Here is a 16,710-nt window from a genome sequence, read left to right on the forward strand (position 1 = left end):
ATTACACACATTGATGGGCGGGGAGGGGTTCAAAGGCTCCGCGTTCTTCTAAGGTTTGCAGGATAGGCTGGGCTGATTTTATCCCCATGAGCGATCGCAATATTTGTAATCGTGTTCCGCTATGAGTCTCTGTATCTAGTTCTTCTAAAATTTGGATTTTTTGCGATCGCGTCAGATGTCCTTTCACTTGTTCGATTGCTGCAAGTAAGCTTTGTGGACCTACCTGTACCATAAACAAAAACTGTGCCAAGACATCAAGAATTGTTGTTTGACTGAATGCTGAAACAGTAATTTGATTAAACAAGGTGGTTCCTGTAGCGTGATGACGGGATTCAGATTGTAAAAAACTGGAAAAAAGTTCTGCTAAAACTGGATAGCGGCATTCCTTCGCTAAACGCCGATAATGGCTTAAACCCCATCCTTCTAAAACGACTTGCAGCACAAACAACAAAACTGTTTTATCTACACTTTCAACCACTTCTGATAGTAAGCGCAAAAACGGATCGTCCGTACTAATTATTTCCATTGCTGGTAAAAAATGGCTAATTTGGTGAAGGTGGCTAGCTTCATCAGCCGTAAACAATCCATAAACGATTCGTTCTTCAACTGTTTCGGCTAACAGTACCATTTTTGCCATGTAGCCAACCCCTGCTTTCTCAATGAAATATGATTCTTCTAATAGGCTGCGGTTAGCAAGTTCTAGAATAGCAGATTGTTCATTAATATTAGATTGTTGAAAAGTTTTGACTTGATGTAAGTTAAAAAATTCAGCATTCCAATAATTTAATTGCAGGTAAGTAGCAGAATTATTAGGATTAGGTAATGCTGCTGTTAATATCCGTCGCAAACGGTCATCAGAATCTGTGTGTGGTAGGTCAAAACCGACAATCTTATATTTTGAATCCATGTTCAGGGCTAGGTGTTGATAGGATTTGAATATTTGGATAATTAACAGAATGCCAAGTTCCCCAGGTTAAGGATTTCTGGTGATTAACGTGCTGAATAAATTCCAGAATAGATTGATCTGCTTTAGTAGGAGTCTTCAAATCAAACTGAATTGTTTGAAATACCTGCGTATCCCCTTTTGCAAAATAATTACCAACCTGCTGGGTTAACCATAATAAACCACGATTTAAAACCCATCCCCAAAATCCAGGACGCTTGGGAGTGACAAGAATTGTTTGCCCTTCAGTTTTACCACCTTCGATCATTCGCAGTGTAAACATAATGTAGAAGTGCAGGAAATCCGGGCCTAGCATCACAGTACCAGTACTGCCATACCAGTAACACATACTATAAGTAACTTCGTTGCGATATAGAGGACGAATCAGGCGAATTAACCACGAATCATCCCCTCCTCGTGTAGTATTACTGAAGGTAATAGCGTTGGGGTTCAGGTTTTGAGAATCAAATACAATCTCTAAGGGCAAATTGTGTACTGTATTGAAATGGTGAGCATCAATCGCATTAATTAGTAAGACATTGGGATGGCAGTTTTTGACAAACCGAGTCCCCAATATATAATCACAATCTGCCTGTTCTAGTTCTGGTACAAAAGGCAGCAAACTTGGCTTTTCTTCTCCCACCCAAATCCAAATCATGCCGTACTTTTCCGCCGTATGCCAACTTTTAATACACACAGGTAGCGGTTTTCCGAGAGAAGGAACATCTACACAAATTCCGCGACTGTCATACTTCCAATTATGAAAAAAGCAGCGAATTCCATCACCTTCTACCTTCCCTTCTGCTAAATGAGCGCCCATGTGAGGACAATAAGCATCTATAGCTACTACCTGACCACTAACTCCCCGATAAATTGCCAGATTTCTACCTAGCAAAGTTATAGCTTTTACCTTGCCATTTTTTAATTTTTTTGATGGTAATGTCCAGTACCATCCCTCTATAAATTGTGTCGGATTGTTAAAGTTTGATTGTGGATTTGTAGATACCATAAAAGTTAAATGAGGACACAATCTTGCACAAATTGCAATGATGATTTTGACTCCCACATCCGTTTTCCAGCACGAGTGAGATTGTCATAGTTAATTTCAGTTAAACAAACTAATTCATCCCCTAATCGATAGCCGGGGTTTTTTTCTTCAAAAAACTGGATATGGGGGTTAGTCTGTCTTCCTGTGGGGATTTCAATTAACTCCTCACAGAGAATTTGGGGATGCGGAAAATTGACGATACCAGTTGATTCTTGGTATAAACTACCATAGTATTCGCGTGCTAAACTCACCATCAGATTTGTAATATCGGCAGGTGTTGTAACATCATAACGCGGATAGAAATCTTGCCAAAAAGTAGGGAGAAAACGATAAGTGCGAAAACCAGAGCAAATTAGCAGCCAGTAAAGTTTATTTTCTGCATGGTGTTGACGCAAAAAATTGATGGCGGCAATCCAACTACGTGGTAGTGTTGTACTCGACCAAGCACTAGGATCAACGATAGTGTCGCCAGAATACACCACACTAATTTTTTCTCCCAAAAAAGTCTTTTGGCATAACATCAGAGTTGAAAATCCTTTGAGTGCATTGGATGTTTCATCTCTCAACAACAAAACCCAGTTTTTGCGCTCTAGATCAATTTTAAACCCATCCCAGGTTATACCTTTAAAGTGATTTTGCAGCAGCGCATACATGGCGGTGCGATCGCTTGGTTGCAAATTGTGAACAGGAATCAGTAAACTCTTCATTATTCGTAAATTACTTAGACTCGATTTGTATGATATTTTAATTAAAACTTTATCGAGCATTATCGTAAATTTACGGTGTAATGTGACAGATTCCAGAATGGTTATCTACGCTACAATTCTGTATTCACATCTTGCACCTTCTCAATAAGAGTTGATGGAAATTGTCCACTCTACAAAATAATTAAGATGTATTTAGATTGAGAAACAAAACGCAATATTACTAAAGCTTTTGTTGGGTTACACTGTTGCTAATCCAATTTACTATTCTACACCCCTATTTTTTGACCATCTAGACGGTTTTAGCTGGTTTACATACTCCATATATTCAGCTAATGGCCGATCAATACTAAGGAGCAATTTCGGATTAAAGCGAATATTGTCGTAAATCTTGCCATCTTCATCTCTGAGCATATAGTAAGCCAAGCGCGTACAGAATAGCAAAAACTGACTCAGCAGATACCCTAGAATACCTTGACGTTTTTCAGTTACATAAATCGGTTGAATTATCGTTCTTCCAGGTGCAATTGGAGTATAAGCATATATCATATACAGTGGCGGAAAAAGCCTGACATCTTTCATCATTGTTAACAAACCAATGCAGCCATGAGCATAACGCATTGAATACTGATATGTAGAACCAAGAAATTTTTGACCTAACTTTTCTCTCCAAGTAGTTTGAGGGAATTGTCCCCGCATTGTAAAGTCTATTTGTGTGCCTAATTCGCTTTGCTGTAGCGACAGATCCATTTTGATGTCTAAACGATGAATTGTTTTTAAATGTTGAGCATCAATCCCATTCATCATACAAATATGGTGATGGCAACTTCTTGCAAATGCAATATCAGCTTGTGCAACAATTTCTTTACCTTTTAATTCATCAAAATCAGCTACTCCCTCTGGTGCTTTAGCATCTGGATAAATCCAGATAAATCCATACTTTTCCTCTGTTGCATAAGCTTGTAATTTAGCTTGACTAGGAATTTCTGATTGACAGGGAATATTTTGACAAAGCCCTGTTTCATCAAATGCCCAATGATGAAATGTACAACGAATCCAATTACCATCAACCTTCCCAATTCCTAAATCTGTCCCCAAATGAGGGCAGTAAGCATCCAAAGCCCGCACTTGCCCATCTTCACCTCTAAAAATGGCAATTTTATGACCGCACACGTCTACAGATTTTGCTGTTTTTTTAGGGATTTCACGACTAGGACAGGCAATATACCAACCCTTAGCAATTACATTCCAGTTGTTAAATATTTGCATAATTGTTTAATATTTCTTGTCGTTGGCGAATATCATCTTGATATTTACCCATCAAAATCCTCAATAACATTTTACCCAAACAGTAAGAAGCCCGCCAAGAAAATACAGCATCTTGTAAATCAATATGGCTACGTTCAAATAAAAAATGTCCGGTTAATCCCAATAATTGAGTTAACGGTAAGCCCAAGAGTAACCAAAAATTTTGCGATTTCCAAGTATAAAAGAGTAAACCGTAAAAAAAGAATATTCCCAGAATGTGTAGAGTAATATTTATTGGATGTTGATGTTTAAGAATAAAAATATCCCAATAATCTGTAAAAGGATGATCTATAATTTGACTATTAATCCGATTTCTCAAGCTTTGTTGAGGATTAGAATTGATATTACTCATAAGAGAGTTTGTGAAAAAGCGATATATTTTATACATCAGTAGTCATTATCAGCCACACAAATACCTTTACATTTAATACCGTTTGTAGCAGTGCGCTGACAATGAGAACATAGAACTTTTTCATTTTCTGTTTCTTTATTTATGTTTAGACTACTGCTTGCCTGTAGCTTATCTTTGTCGGTCTGGAGTTTTACATTCATAAGGATAGAGGAATTTTTCTCTTTTAAAATGTTATAAGGATGATCTATAATTTGATTATTAATCCCATTTCTGAAACTTTGTTGAGGATTAGAATTTATGTCATTCATGAGAAGAGAGATGAAATGCATTGTTAAATCACGTTATCCGAGGAAAAAGAGCTAATGCCTTTTTTGAGTATTTCCAACTTATAGCCTAAAGATTCTGGCTCATCATCAAACTTATCTAGTAGTTTGTTCAATAGTAAATTTAACTCATGCAGTGTTTTTGACTGAAGAATTTTATAAATATCTTGTCCTAGTAAATAGATATTTGCATCAAGGAACTCAATTACTTTATCAGCAAGTTCCTCTGCTAGTTCATTAAAAACTCGATCGTCATCTTCATATTTTGATAAAATAAAATCAATATCCTCTAAATCTTTGTTTGTGCGCTCTCCGCGATCTCCCCAAGCAAAAATTTTGAGAACTATAAAAGCTGGTATGTCGATTACTTGTATTTCAAAATCATCAATAGTAATATGTTTGGCAGATAACATCGCTTCAGTAAACCCTAAAACGTTCATTGAATTGCCTGTTTCAGACCAAACAATTTTTTGATCGGGTTCACCAATTTCTCCGAAAGGTACAATGTCCACTTCGATACTAGTCTTAATATGTATAAATTTGTGAGGATTTCTTGTATTCTTAAAACAAGGAGAATCACCATTTATTAGAGCTTCACAAATTTGTTGATAATCTTTCCAGCTATCTATCGATATTGCAATATCCCAGTCTTTTGTTCCTCTCCCTTCTCCAAATTTCTGATCGAATATTAGTAACCTAGCACCGGCACCAACTACAATCATTGGCATATTTAATGCACTAAAAATGTTTACTAAATCAGATAATACTTGTTTTTCGTTAGATTCAATCATTATTTTGATTTATTTCTTCAATATATTTATTGTAAATAATTTGAGCAGTTTCTTTTAATCGACTGTTGCCAGTCCGAACTAATTCTGCATGAATTAGTAATGGGTGAACAATATTCTTTGCCAAGTTTCTAAATTCATTTTGTTGGCAGTTGTCGTGACCAAAACTTTGAAGCAACACAATCTTTCCCTCAGAATCAGGCTTTAGCTTTAGCTTGACTGCTATCTGACGATCGTTGATATTTTTATTGAGATGTAGCGTCGCACTAATAGGGCGAAGATATTGGGTTATTATTGAGGCAGCAAGTTCACCACCTATTAAATATCCATATACATCTGCATATTCTTTAATCTCAGCTTCAACCTCGGAGAAATTTCGTTTCCCTATAGGAGTAAATGTTCCAAGTAGTAATTTTGCACGTAATATTTCAGAGTATCCTAACTCCCATCGCTCAAGAAGTTTAAGATAATTAATGATTTCATACCCTCTATTCTTACGTCTAATATAATCTAGCTCTTGAAGTTTTGTCAGTGTGTTTTTTATTGTTTTTGGAGTAACACCAGCAATGTAAGCGATTTTTTCATCTAAATATTCTTTCACAGAAATACATCTTGGCTGCTTCAGCAAAACATATATGACTTGCAAAGCGGCAGCCGTAATTTCTAAAGATTTATTTGTGCTGTCTTTTAAAACTTGATTGCGAACTACTATATAAATTTCTGGACTATTCAAATAAATGTTGCCATCAACATCAATAAACTCAATATTTCTTTCTAAAAGTTGATCGACAACTAAACTAGATAACCTACGTGTAATGAGCAAAGGTCTTTGTCCATGATTTAGTTTTTTACCTAAATTTGCCAAATATTCTGCAACTTGCTCAATTAAATCATTGGTAAGTCCAGTTTTAATTTCACATATATAATTGACAGTTGTATGAGATGTGTTAATAATTAATTGCCCATCTGCTAGAGCTTCATTAGAACAATAAGGTTCTTCTTTGATGACTGCCTTAATATTGGGTAGCGATTCAAGATAAGCAAGACATTTCTGAAACAGTGGGTTACTTGGGTGCATGAATTATTCACCACCTAACGACATATAAAGTTAATTATAACTCTCGATTATTATTTTAATAATTAATCCAGTTCAACCGGGACACAAAACCGTTCCCAACTTTTCACGCCCCAAGCGATCGCTCACTTCACCCCGACAAACAACCCGAACCCCATTAATATAAACCCCTTGCACAATCTCATCCGAACCACGCTTAACCATCCGAAGTTCACCATCTAAAACCGGATCTGATATCTGCACCTGGGGGCTAATTGGCTGATTTAAAGCATTGGGATCGAGTAAAACTATATCCGCTTTCGCACCAACTTTCAGAACTCCCGTATCAAGACGAAACCAACCAGCAGGTTCTCCGGTAACGCGGCAAATCGCAGCTTCAGGTGAAAGGAACTTCGTTGCAACTGCTTGTTTGAGCAAAGACAAAGCTCCATCATAGTAGCCCAGGTTACGCACGTGAGCGCCAGCATCGGTAAAACCAGGCAAAATATGAGGATGCTGCATCATCGCTAAACGGGGTTTTAGGCGATCGTTTGCTCCTGTCGCCACCCAGCGTAAATCTGTATCGTATTTTTGTAATGCGTGGATAAATAAATCCACTGGTTCTTGTTGCTTTTGACGAGCAATTTGGGCAAAACTTAACCCTTGCCAACTTGCTTCGGGACAATAAATAACTTCCATCAAATCTAATTGGCGATGGAATGATTTACGCCGTTTACTGAGCCATTCTTGGCGAAACTGACGACGAAAAATTTCCGATGCCCATAGTTGTTGCCTTTCCTCTGGTGACTGACAGCCATTGAGTTGTGCGCCTGTGGAAAATTCTTCAAATAAGGGAGTCACAGATCCATCAGAGTAAATGGTGAAGGGTTCGGTAAGGGTTTGAAAGCGCACATTCCCATTTAGAAGCCGATTCCAAATAAAAAGTAGGGGGGAAAATATTCGCCATAGTTTGCGATCGTGTACGGCATCTAAAGCAGAGAGGACAGTTAGCCGCAGTGGTTTTTGTCCAATCCCTGAACCCATACGCAGAATATCCACAAAGGAAGCGAGTCTTTGTAAATTGGGTGTGACTTGAAAAACGCGATCGCACCGCCGACACAAATCCGCTAACATCGCATATTCTTTAAATTTCGCGTGTTGAGAGGGAATTGTGCAACCTTGCCATTCTCCACTCATCCGATGCCAAGGAAACATATCAATAGAAATGCCAATAAAGCCAGCGTCTAAAGCATCTCTGGCTATGCGCTGCATAAGTTTTAGTTCAAATTTTGTCGGCTGAACCGTTAAGCTGCGTTCTAATCCCATCACATGAGCGCGTAAAGCACTGTGTCCAAACATTGGGGCAACATTGGGGCCAAGGGGTAACTGTTGCAAATGCTGTAAATATTCTGCTGGTGTCTGCCAGGAAACCGACTTTTGTAGCCATTTTGCAATCAGCCGATGGGAAAGTGTCTCTACCCTCTGAAAAATATCAGCCAGGATTTGGGGTTGGGCGATCGCAACAGACAAGCTACAGTTACCAATAACCACACTGGTAACACCATGACGAACTGATTCGCTCAATCCTGGTGCAATTTCTAACTCTAAATCGTAGTGGGTATGAATATCTATAAATCCCGGTGTCACCCATAACCCAGAAGCATCAACCACTTCACGCGCTGGGGTAGTTAAGGAAGGTGCGAGGGTGACAATACGTCCATTTTCAATGCCGATATCTCCGCGAACAGGTGGAGAGCCTAAGCCATCGAAAACTAACCCGTTTTGAATCAGCAAATCTAACATGATTTATTCCCTTGGCTTCCTTGCAAGTTTTAGGGTATGGCTTTGAAATTCTCTAGCACTTTATCAATAAAAAGTTTGTTTATGTTAGCCTCATATCTTTAAATTACTACTTCAGCGTGTGTAAGGTTGTGCTGTAATAAGGTCAGGTATAACCCTATAATGTTTGATATTGAAAGTACACAGCGTAGCTCCTCTGCCAACCGCGCAAGCGGCAATCAAAGCATCAAGTAAGCCTAAATTATCTGATAGGTGATAGCTGGTGAAATTTGATAGAGCAAGCACACAATCAGTTTCACTAGGCCAAATCACGGGTAGGGGAGCAACGAGCTTGAGAGTATTGCGGACTCGTTGAGTATTTTGAGCATTTTGGATGAGTTCCATAACAACAAAGCCAGGAATGCTCGGTACTTCTGGAAGGCTGGCAAACCAAGCAATTGCAGGAGTGTGACCGCGCTGAACATCAATCAGAATGTCTGTATCCAATAAGTACATTAAATTTACCTACAATAGCTCCCGTGTTTCAGCCTGATGGCGCAACTCACGAGCATAGGCTTGACTATCAGTGATATCGGGGCGTGAATTGATTACACCTTCGTTTTGCCAGTAGGTAACAAGTTCTGCTCCAGTTTTGGGTAAATTATTTACAGATTTTCTTGTAAATAAAATACGTAAAATATACTCGGATAACGGTAAATTGAGTTCAGAAGCTTCGGTGTGAAGTTCGTTTTCTAGTTCTGATGGTAAATTCAGGTTAATACTCATCTCGCTCTTGTGTCTAGTTGTGATTCTAAATTGATTGTAGCTTGAGCGGAAAAAGGATTTGCTGGGGTTGTTTTGAAATAGTGATCGCAACTTCAGCACATTTCATGATTTTCTTGATGAACCCGAAAATAAAGTTTAGATTTACTCTGTTTTTTGTTTTTGGACTTTTTAAATTTAAACAAATTAGATATTTTGATTATTTCCAAAATATTCTTAAACCCATAATCATCAGGTTTTATTTATGGGTAGTCTGTTTTTAGGCGTTGTTCACAAATAGATAAAGAAATCCATCCATATTGATTTGCGATATCTGCCCCAATACAAATCAATGCGCGAACTATTTTAGTATTTTGCCATAATTTACTTTTTTCTGTTTGCGGGTTAAATGTAGAAAAATCATTTTTATTAAAATTATTTTTTGTCTCGTAATCAAAACGTTCATCAAGATTATTGTGAACCTCTATTTCAAGAGAACCACCCGCTCTTGTTAAGGATTCATTCAAGAGTAAATACAAATTATTTAAACTATTCTGATACTGGTTCATGTCATCTATATTATCGACATTTTCGTATAATAATATATGTGCAGAAATTAAAATTGGATCAAAAATATCATTTATATCTTGTATTGTTTTTCTATATTCCTCTAAAAACTGTATTCCTCGATCTATACCTTCTTCTGTATTCAGATTAAAGCCTGGTAATTTTACAAGGTGATGAATAACAGTATTTCTATCATTTACAAATTTATTAATAAAAAATTCTGCATCATCATTTAATAAAAATTTCTTTTCCTTTAAATGGTTGAAAATAAACCCTAGTGTTCTTTTTTCTAAAATCTTCTCTCTCGCCAAAAAATCTTCTTTGGTAATTTCAGGCAATGCATCGTCAATATTATGATGAATAAATTTACTAAGCTTTTTCAGCTTATATTCAATTGCTTGACCTTCATAAACACTTACTCCAATTAACATAAAGTATTTCTTCTGTTTTTTGATAAGATTATCTGATTCTTTAACCATAATTTATCCACCCCGATGCTCAGTTTTCACTCAGTGCGTAGTTTACCGCCGTAGGCATCGCTAATTATTTCGATTTTCTTTGCTAAACTTATGTAACAGCATATCCCGTATATTGCCTGACATTTTGCGGGTGAAATCCTAAGACAATTTTATCTTTAGGAATTCCAGCAGCTTCTAATTCATAGGTAACACCATCTTCTGTATCATCCCGTTGTACCCAGATTTTGCCATCGATAATGTCAATATGAACTAAGCAACCGTGAATTCTTTTAGCTCCGTCCCAACCAAGAGTTATCAGCAAATAGCTGTCATTTTCGCTATCAAAGACTGTTTTACACTCAATGACTGCGTAGGAATAAGGAATTTGTGTATAAGGTACTAATACCTCTTTGATGATGCGTCGATAGTTATCTAAGGTATCCATTGGATAATCCTCTCAGTTTCAGGATTGAAAACAAGTAAATTGAGATTTTCACTTTCTATTAAAAGTGTACCAATAGGTTCTTCAAATAAAGCTGTGAATACGTTGTCACGCACTGCTAGTATAATAAGTAGCTAAACAAAATTAATTACATAGTTTTTACCAAATTCTCGGAGAATATTTTCGACAGATGCGACAAAGGTTTGCCAATTTTTGTAAGCATCTATTTCGAGCCATTGATACTTAATAAACCGCCACAAAATTTCAATCAAATTTAGCTCTGGTGAATAGGAAGGTAATTGAAAGATGGTAATGCCACGTTCTTGCCATTCTTCAACTTTATCAATAATCATATCACTGGTATGAATAGAGGATTGATCAACAACAATTACCGTCGGTTTATCTACTTGGGGAAAGAAAGTATCAATGCAAGCAATAATCACATCTGAATTGATACTTTGAAAAGAGACATAAGCTTCAAGGTGATTATTTCGATTCATGATTCCTAAAACATTTAGGCGCGCACTACGGCGACTAGTAATAGTTAAGTACTCTCCGATATCTTGCCATCCATAAGGAACAGAAGGAATTAAACAAAATCCGGTTTCGTCTAAGTAATATAAGTTAATTTTACCTTCGTCTTCTAATCGTTTAAACTCTGTTAACTGTGCAGATTTTTCCTTGTATTCTATAGGATCTGGCTCTCCTCCAACATCTCGTCGCATTCGATGCCAAGTCATATAAAAATTTCTTAATATTCTTTTAATAGTTTCAGTGCTAACTTCAATATCCCATTCTGATTTAATTTTTTGTAGCGTCTTTTTTAATTGTCTTGGTTCAAGTTTCGCCCACTCTCTAATTTTTGCTTCTTGTTCTGGTTTAAATATTCGTTTTCTACCTCTTCCTAGTTTATTATAAAGTCCAACCATCCCTGATGATTCCCAACGATTTATCCAGTTATAGATAGTCTTATAACTAACATTAAATATTTTCATTAATTCTTGTAACTCTACTCCTTGATTAGCTAAAATTAAGAAATGTGCTCTTTGGCGCACCTGATGATATCTGCTTTGGCGATATATTCGCTCCAGTAGTTTCAAAGAAAGAGGATTGATTTCTCTCAAAAAAATCATTTTAACTCTAATTATTATCCAAAATATTCTGAGAGTATATTATATATTCATTTGTGTAATTAATTTTGTTTAATTACTTATTCTATCAGGTTCTAGGCGACTGATAACAGCACGATACAGAATAAATCCGCCGATGGCATTTTTGAGGTCTGCCATTTCTGAAGGACTGACAAAACTTTTAATTTCTACGGCTATTTTTTTAGTTCCTTGTTCTGCCGCCAAAAGTTGTTTTGCTCCTAAATCTACATACATATCTTTTTGACCCCATTTTAAATGTAGAGGGTCATCTGTAATTATCCAACCTTCTTGAATTAAAGAATTTTTAACAGCATCGTGATAGATATCTTTTGCAGGCATATTAGATTTTATTTATTTCTATAATCACTGTCAGGATTTTGACCACGATGCTCAGTTTTCACCCAGCGCGATCGCTCTTTTTGCACACACATCTTTAAAGTCGTCACAATCATCACAGGAATCCAATGCACCATGTATAATGACCCTTGAATTGTTGCCCAAAGCAAAGACCATCCTCGTAAATTTTGAAATTGGTAAAGTCCAGCAATAAAAGCAATTGTCAGAATGATGCTGAGTAGTGTTTGCAGTGGAAATAAAACTGGATGATGGCTATAAAATATTGTCCAAAGTAAATCGGGGATTAGTCCAATTGGCAGAATAAATTGCAATAGAAAAAACAATAGTAAATCAATTTCTTTCGCCCAACCTAAATTAAGAATTTGCGGAAAATAATCCAGGTAACGCTGATAGCCACCTTCAGCCCAACGACAGCGTTGATACCAAAGTTTTTCCCAAGTAGTTACACCTTCTTCCTGAATTGATGGAACTGTAACAAACTCAATTTCCGCACCTGCTAAATACAGTTTGAAACAAAGATCCAAATCATCGGTGACGGTGTTCTCATTCCAACCTTGACACTTTTCTAACAATTCCCGCCTAACTAACATCCCATTACCCCGCAGTTCAGACATTCCACTAATAGCAATGCGATGGGTTTGCAGAAAGCTATCACAGTTCATTTCCATCTGCTGACAACGGGTTAAGAAATTGTTATTAGCATTAGAAATCGCTTTTCGCACTTGCACTGCACCGATCGCTTGCTTCTGAAACAGAGGTACTGTTTGCCGGAGAAAATGGGCAGGTAACTGAGCATCAGCATCACAAACTAGGATAATCTCCCCTTGGGTAAAGGGAAAAACCGCATTCAATGCCCCTGATTTACCACCTTTTGATTCCCGTCGATGAACTTGTAAAGCTGGAAATTGAGTTTGTAATTCTCTCAAAACCTGGGGGGTTTCATCGGTACTGCCGTCATCAACAACCCAGATATCTAGGAAATCCCTGGGATAATTCAATTGGCATAAGCTGTAAACTAGATTAGACAAGACTAGACTCTCATTTTTAGCCGGAACTAAAATCGAGACTGGCGGTAAATAAATCTCACTCTCCATCAGCGCCGCAACTGGTTTTGCTAACAGCATCCGTAACGTTTGCACAGTCAGGATTGCCGTTAATCCCAGCAAAAACCATTGTGTTTCTGGTAGCCAGTGCAGCAAACTCACGCTACCCCAAACCAATAAAACTACTATGGTTGCTTTGAGACGGCGATGAAAGCTAATATTTTTACTGGGCTGATAAGTACTTCTTCCCACTTTATTTGCTATATCCTTTCGGTTCGTGGCTTAGTCCTGCGACGTAATAGTAGCATTGTCACCGCGCCCAGAACGAAACCGCCTACCCCGGCTGCAACTGCTAGAATCCGCCCCAATTGTTGAGCAGCATTCAACACTGGGTTATTCAGCAGATTGGAGGAGAAATGCAGCGATTGAATCGTCCATTTATCTTGGAGTTTTTGCAGCACAGCTGTCCATCGCAACGCCATATCAGCCGCTTTGCCATCTTTGAAAAAGAAAGATGCGATCGCTTCTCCAGAGGCAACATCTATCTCTGGAGTCAGAAATGTTCTGAAACTATCTCCCTTTAGTTGCATTTTGATATCTTTAATGGAACCGGAAAACTGCTGATTCCAGTACTTCTCAAACTCAGGAACTTTGTGAAAAATCTGATTATCAACTGTTGTGATTGTGAAATTTGGGTGCAAGTAAGGCTGTATTTTAGCAAAATCACGACTATTTAGGGCTTCCAGGGCAATATCCCGTGTGCGAATAATTGCATTTATCTCCTGTGGGTTAACATCTGCCAGAGCGTATTGGGGTAGATTCCAAATTCCCAACACTAACAAAACACTCAAAAGTAGCTGAGTGCATTTGTATATACTTGTCCATCTCTGTTTTATCATCTAAAAAACCTGTAGATTGAGTGACGCTTACCGATAATTTTTTTAATGTTACTACCCACATTCCGCACTTCTTTTTGTACGACATAAAGAAATACAAAAAACTTGCTGATTCACTTTGTCAGCACCATTACCAGAAGAAGATGTAGCACCTGCACAGGAGTCTAGTATTAGGACTAAGATTTGATTGCGTGAAAAATTCCGTACATCTCGAAAAGGCTGATTCCCTACTTCCTACTCCCTACTCCCCACCTATCGCGCTTGCGAGAGGCTTCTCTACGAGAGGCTTCTCTAGGAGAGGCTTCGCCAACGCCAACGCGCACCATGCAAATAATTTCAAAAATCAAAGCAGATTACTGCTGACGCATAATTCCTATTTTGATTCAGCAACGCCGATAATTAATTTTATATGTTCGTTAACTCAAACAAATGATGCAAATTCATATTTATGCACAGCAAGGAGATATTGCAGGAGTCGCACGTAAAATGGCCAATGGTGTTGATATTAATCGTCTAGACGAGTCTTCCCAGCAAACACCATTAATGTGTGCGGTTAGTAGTGTAAATGCAGGTATTGATATGATTCGCTTCCTCTTGGAACATGGCGCGAATGTGAATGCTGTTGAAGAAGAATCTCAAAATACCGTACTTGGGTTGGCTGTGCAGTCAGGAAATCTAGATAAAATCCAATTGATTCTGGATGCTGGAGCGGATATTCACTATCAAAGCCCAGACGGATATGATGTCTTAATCAATGCTATGCATGGTCGAGATATCTTACAGGATCAAAACTTAATATCAATTTTAAATTTACTTATCTCTAGAGGTGCTGCTGTCAATGGCATGAGTAGCTATGGTGAGACTGCAATTAAAGTAGCGGCTCATCTAGGAAGATTTGATGCTGTCAAATTACTATTGAACGCAGGTGCTAACCCAGAGCAGCTGGGATGGACGGAATTAATGCACGCTATAGTTTTTGGGAGCTTAGAGCAAGTCGAGTTATTGTTAGAACAAGGCGCAGATCAAGATGTGCGTGATTGTTGGCATAGAACCCCTTGGCTGTTGAGTCTTCAGGTGGGTGAACTAGCTAAAGCCAAATTACTCCTAGCTGTGGGAGCAAATCACAACGATGTGGGAAACTGCGGCAAAACGCCGTTAATGTATGCCATAGAAAACAATAGACTCGAAGTCCTACAGTGGCTCATTGCAGAGGGATTTGATATTGAAGCCACTGATGACTTTAGTAACACTGCGTTAATCATCGCAGCCGAGCGTGGTGCCACTGATTGCGTCAGAATTTTACTAGCCGCTGGCGCAAACCCCAGCAGAATCAATAATTGCGATGACAAAGCCATTAAGATAGCGACTAATCTAGAAATTGTCAGAATGTTAGTTGCAGCTGGTGAAGATGTGAGCGATATTAATGATGGTATGCGGCGATCGCTCACCGGCATTGCCAACAGCAAATTCTCATTATCACAATTATCGCCAAAACAATATTTTGCTGGCAAACATCCGCGCTTTGGTAAAGCCAATCCAGAATTGATGAAAATCCCCTTTTGGCAGGCGATGATTTGTGAGGGTTGTTCTGCTTATACAGCCAAAAATATTTTTAACGATAGAGAGAATTGGCAAGATAAAGTATGGTGCTACGATCGATTTGGCAGAACCATTACACAATTACCAGATGGCAGAATTGTAGAAATTGCTGGTGAACACGAAGACTACTATGACCCTGATTTTTGTATATATAACGATGTTGTAGTTTATCAAGGTGATGGTAATTTTCAGATTTTTGGTTATCCCAAACATATTTTTCCACCAACTGATTTTCATTCAGCTACATTAGTTGGAAAATACATATATATCATTGGCAGTTTAGGATATGCTGATGCAAGAATCTATAATGAAACTCCAGTTTATAGATTACATATCCACACCTTTAAAATCGAACAATTAGAAACCACTGGGGATAAACCAGGATGGATCAGTAGACACAAAGCTTACTACAAAGAACCAGAGAAAATTTATATTACTGGCGGTAAATTGTGTGTAATGGATAATGAAAAATCAGAAGATTATATAGATAACTTGGATGATTACGTCTTAGATTTAATCAACTTAACTTGGAGTCGTGCTACTGTTTAAATATAAATTTATCTCTGACTACTGGAGTTCATTTAATTTGGTGATATAAAGCTCTCTGGCACATAATTATAGCGGCTTTCATTAATAAATGTATCATTAGTAATGTTTAACTAAAATATAAGGATTTGAGGTTAATTAAAATGGACGAAATCGTTAGAAAATTTGCTGGTCTGGGTTTTCCTGGTGTCATTGTTGTGATTCTAGCGGTCACATCAGGAGGTAGTTCTGCCGCAGTTATTGCTACTCTCACAGCCTTGGGAGGTCCGTTTGGCATTGTCGGAGGTATAGCCTTGCTTGGCTTAATAAATGTTGCAGGAGATGCTGTAGCCGGATATGGAATAGAAGCCATTCTCAAGGCTATTTATAAAGAACGTAGCAAAACCGAATCTGTGATATTTCTCCTCAGAGAAATTAAAGATTTACCGATTACAGAAGACCTAAAACTCAAACTGAAAAATGAACTTAGCCCAGAGATTAGTTTACTATTAATGCCCAAGAAGTTGAAGTGACAAAAAACAGTTAAAATTGTTGAGGAATATTTTTGATAACTAGCTGTTATCTAATGTCAAACTACTCTTAAGAGGATG

The 16,710-nt window shown here is 37.7% G+C and carries 20 protein-coding genes; 2 read left to right on the top strand and 18 right to left on the bottom strand.

Annotated elements, in window-relative coordinates; genetic code table 11:
* Position 1 precedes the first annotated feature (1 nt).
* The 18 genes from IQ276_RS00545 to IQ276_RS00625 all read right to left on the bottom strand — a co-directional run bounded on the left by IQ276_RS00545 (position 2) and on the right by IQ276_RS00625 (position 13,930).
* The gene (locus IQ276_RS00545) at positions 2 to 907 is read right to left on the bottom strand and encodes a ferritin-like domain-containing protein (protein WP_193918246.1); all 906 of its coding nucleotides are present in this window, start codon (positions 905 to 907) and stop codon (positions 2 to 4) included.
* Positions 891 to 1,952: an aromatic ring-hydroxylating dioxygenase subunit alpha gene (locus IQ276_RS00550; protein ID WP_193918247.1), complete on the bottom strand. Its 1,062-nt coding sequence runs from the start codon at positions 1,950 to 1,952 to the stop codon at positions 891 to 893. The genes IQ276_RS00545 and IQ276_RS00550 overlap by 17 nt, the downstream gene beginning before the upstream one ends.
* A 5-nt stretch (positions 1,953 to 1,957) precedes the next feature.
* Positions 1,958 to 2,698, bottom strand: coding sequence for a hypothetical protein (locus IQ276_RS00555; protein ID WP_193918250.1), 741 nt, complete (start codon positions 2,696 to 2,698; stop codon positions 1,958 to 1,960).
* 261 nt (positions 2,699 to 2,959) lie between these two features.
* Positions 2,960 to 3,964: a Rieske 2Fe-2S domain-containing protein gene (locus IQ276_RS00560; protein WP_193918253.1), complete on the bottom strand. Its 1,005-nt coding sequence runs from the start codon at positions 3,962 to 3,964 to the stop codon at positions 2,960 to 2,962.
* Positions 3,951 to 4,355, bottom strand: a complete 405-nt coding sequence (locus IQ276_RS00565) for an Mpo1-like protein (RefSeq protein ID WP_193918255.1) — start codon at positions 4,353 to 4,355, stop codon at positions 3,951 to 3,953. Before IQ276_RS00565 ends, IQ276_RS00560 begins: the two co-directional genes overlap by 14 nt.
* A 35-nt stretch (positions 4,356 to 4,390) precedes the next feature.
* Complete coding sequence (locus IQ276_RS41355; protein WP_507236637.1) at positions 4,391 to 4,555, bottom strand: DUF8639 family protein; 165 nt, start codon at positions 4,553 to 4,555, stop codon at positions 4,391 to 4,393.
* A 131-nt stretch (positions 4,556 to 4,686) separates the two neighbouring features.
* Complete coding sequence (locus IQ276_RS00575; protein ID WP_193918257.1) at positions 4,687 to 5,469, bottom strand: nucleotidyl transferase AbiEii/AbiGii toxin family protein; 783 nt, start codon at positions 5,467 to 5,469, stop codon at positions 4,687 to 4,689.
* Positions 5,462 to 6,544: a type IV toxin-antitoxin system AbiEi family antitoxin gene (locus IQ276_RS00580; protein WP_069070356.1), complete on the bottom strand. Its 1,083-nt coding sequence runs from the start codon at positions 6,542 to 6,544 to the stop codon at positions 5,462 to 5,464. The genes IQ276_RS00575 and IQ276_RS00580 overlap by 8 nt, the downstream gene beginning before the upstream one ends.
* A gap of 72 nt (positions 6,545 to 6,616) precedes the next feature.
* Positions 6,617 to 8,323: an N-acyl-D-amino-acid deacylase family protein gene (locus IQ276_RS00585; RefSeq protein ID WP_193918259.1), complete on the bottom strand. Its 1,707-nt coding sequence runs from the start codon at positions 8,321 to 8,323 to the stop codon at positions 6,617 to 6,619.
* A gap of 111 nt (positions 8,324 to 8,434) precedes the next feature.
* The gene (locus tag IQ276_RS00590) at positions 8,435 to 8,815 is read right to left on the bottom strand and encodes a PIN domain-containing protein (protein ID WP_190878307.1); all 381 of its coding nucleotides are present in this window, start codon (positions 8,813 to 8,815) and stop codon (positions 8,435 to 8,437) included.
* Between the two features lie 9 nt (positions 8,816 to 8,824).
* Positions 8,825 to 9,085, bottom strand: coding sequence for a hypothetical protein (locus IQ276_RS00595; protein ID WP_193918261.1), 261 nt, complete (start codon positions 9,083 to 9,085; stop codon positions 8,825 to 8,827).
* 239 nt (positions 9,086 to 9,324) lie between these two features.
* The gene (locus IQ276_RS00600; RefSeq protein ID WP_228043153.1) at positions 9,325 to 10,107 is read right to left on the bottom strand and encodes a hypothetical protein; all 783 of its coding nucleotides are present in this window, start codon (positions 10,105 to 10,107) and stop codon (positions 9,325 to 9,327) included.
* Positions 10,108 to 10,195: 88 nt separating this feature from the next.
* Positions 10,196 to 10,531 carry a XisI protein gene (locus IQ276_RS00605; RefSeq protein WP_190878301.1) on the bottom strand — a complete coding sequence of 112 codons (336 nt, stop codon included), beginning with the start codon at positions 10,529 to 10,531 and terminating at the stop codon, positions 10,196 to 10,198.
* Positions 10,519 to 10,644: a PDDEXK family nuclease gene (locus IQ276_RS39965; RefSeq protein ID WP_309245578.1), complete on the bottom strand. Its 126-nt coding sequence runs from the start codon at positions 10,642 to 10,644 to the stop codon at positions 10,519 to 10,521. The genes IQ276_RS00605 and IQ276_RS39965 overlap by 13 nt, the downstream gene beginning before the upstream one ends.
* Positions 10,645 to 10,662: 18 nt before the next feature.
* Positions 10,663 to 11,661 (bottom strand): IS630 family transposase, encoded by a 999-nt coding sequence (locus IQ276_RS00610; RefSeq protein ID WP_193926121.1) that lies wholly within the window; start codon positions 11,659 to 11,661, stop codon positions 10,663 to 10,665.
* 69 nt (positions 11,662 to 11,730) lie between these two features.
* A complete protein-coding gene (locus IQ276_RS00615) occupies positions 11,731 to 12,018 on the bottom strand; it encodes an element excision factor XisH family protein (RefSeq protein WP_228043340.1) in 288 nt (95 codons plus the stop codon).
* A gap of 8 nt (positions 12,019 to 12,026) precedes the next feature.
* Entirely contained in the window at positions 12,027 to 13,331 is a 1,305-nt protein-coding gene (locus IQ276_RS00620) for a glycosyltransferase family 2 protein (RefSeq protein WP_193920906.1), read from the bottom strand.
* Between the two features lie 8 nt (positions 13,332 to 13,339).
* Entirely contained in the window at positions 13,340 to 13,930 is a 591-nt protein-coding gene (locus tag IQ276_RS00625; protein WP_228043341.1) for a YybH family protein, read from the bottom strand.
* 474 nt (positions 13,931 to 14,404) lie between these two features.
* Here IQ276_RS00625 and IQ276_RS00630 point away from each other — a divergent pair, with 474 nt between their 5' ends.
* Positions 14,405 to 16,123 (top strand): ankyrin repeat domain-containing protein, encoded by a 1,719-nt coding sequence (locus IQ276_RS00630; protein WP_193920910.1) that lies wholly within the window; start codon positions 14,405 to 14,407, stop codon positions 16,121 to 16,123.
* Positions 16,124 to 16,263: 140 nt separating this feature from the next.
* Positions 16,264 to 16,632, top strand: a complete 369-nt coding sequence (locus IQ276_RS00635) for a hypothetical protein (protein ID WP_193920912.1) — start codon at positions 16,264 to 16,266, stop codon at positions 16,630 to 16,632.
* Positions 16,633 to 16,710: the final 78 nt, after the last annotated feature.

It is taken from the genome of Desmonostoc muscorum LEGE 12446, assembly GCF_015207005.2.
GTDB classification, from domain to species: domain Bacteria; phylum Cyanobacteriota; class Cyanobacteriia; order Cyanobacteriales; family Nostocaceae; genus Nostoc; species Nostoc muscorum.

Excerpts from the sequence above, each read along its gene's own strand:
- IQ276_RS00545 (WP_193918246.1), bottom strand. The coding sequence starts at position 907 with ATGGATTCAAAATATAAGATTGTCGGTTTTGACCTACCACACACAGAT.
- IQ276_RS00550 (WP_193918247.1), bottom strand. The coding sequence starts at position 1,952 with ATGGTATCTACAAATCCACAATCAAACTTTAACAATCCGACACAATTT.
- IQ276_RS00555 (WP_193918250.1), bottom strand. The coding sequence starts at position 2,698 with ATGAAGAGTTTACTGATTCCTGTTCACAATTTGCAACCAAGCGATCGC.
- IQ276_RS00560 (WP_193918253.1), bottom strand. The coding sequence starts at position 3,964 with ATGCAAATATTTAACAACTGGAATGTAATTGCTAAGGGTTGGTATATT.
- IQ276_RS00565 (WP_193918255.1), bottom strand. The coding sequence starts at position 4,355 with ATGAGTAATATCAATTCTAATCCTCAACAAAGCTTGAGAAATCGGATT.
- IQ276_RS41355 (WP_507236637.1), bottom strand. The coding sequence starts at position 4,555 with ATGAATGTAAAACTCCAGACCGACAAAGATAAGCTACAGGCAAGCAGT.
- IQ276_RS00575 (WP_193918257.1), bottom strand. The coding sequence starts at position 5,469 with ATGATTGAATCTAACGAAAAACAAGTATTATCTGATTTAGTAAACATT.
- IQ276_RS00580 (WP_069070356.1), bottom strand. The coding sequence starts at position 6,544 with ATGCACCCAAGTAACCCACTGTTTCAGAAATGTCTTGCTTATCTTGAA.
- IQ276_RS00585 (WP_193918259.1), bottom strand. The coding sequence starts at position 8,323 with ATGTTAGATTTGCTGATTCAAAACGGGTTAGTTTTCGATGGCTTAGGC.
- IQ276_RS00590 (WP_190878307.1), bottom strand. The coding sequence starts at position 8,815 with ATGTACTTATTGGATACAGACATTCTGATTGATGTTCAGCGCGGTCAC.
- IQ276_RS00595 (WP_193918261.1), bottom strand. The coding sequence starts at position 9,085 with ATGAGTATTAACCTGAATTTACCATCAGAACTAGAAAACGAACTTCAC.
- IQ276_RS00600 (WP_228043153.1), bottom strand. The coding sequence starts at position 10,107 with ATGGTTAAAGAATCAGATAATCTTATCAAAAAACAGAAGAAATACTTT.
- IQ276_RS00605 (WP_190878301.1), bottom strand. The coding sequence starts at position 10,531 with ATGGATACCTTAGATAACTATCGACGCATCATCAAAGAGGTATTAGTA.
- IQ276_RS00610 (WP_193926121.1), bottom strand. The coding sequence starts at position 11,661 with ATGATTTTTTTGAGAGAAATCAATCCTCTTTCTTTGAAACTACTGGAG.
- IQ276_RS00615 (WP_228043340.1), bottom strand. The coding sequence starts at position 12,018 with ATGCCTGCAAAAGATATCTATCACGATGCTGTTAAAAATTCTTTAATT.
- IQ276_RS00630 (WP_193920910.1), top strand. The coding sequence starts at position 14,405 with ATGATGCAAATTCATATTTATGCACAGCAAGGAGATATTGCAGGAGTC.
- IQ276_RS00635 (WP_193920912.1), top strand. The coding sequence starts at position 16,264 with ATGGACGAAATCGTTAGAAAATTTGCTGGTCTGGGTTTTCCTGGTGTC.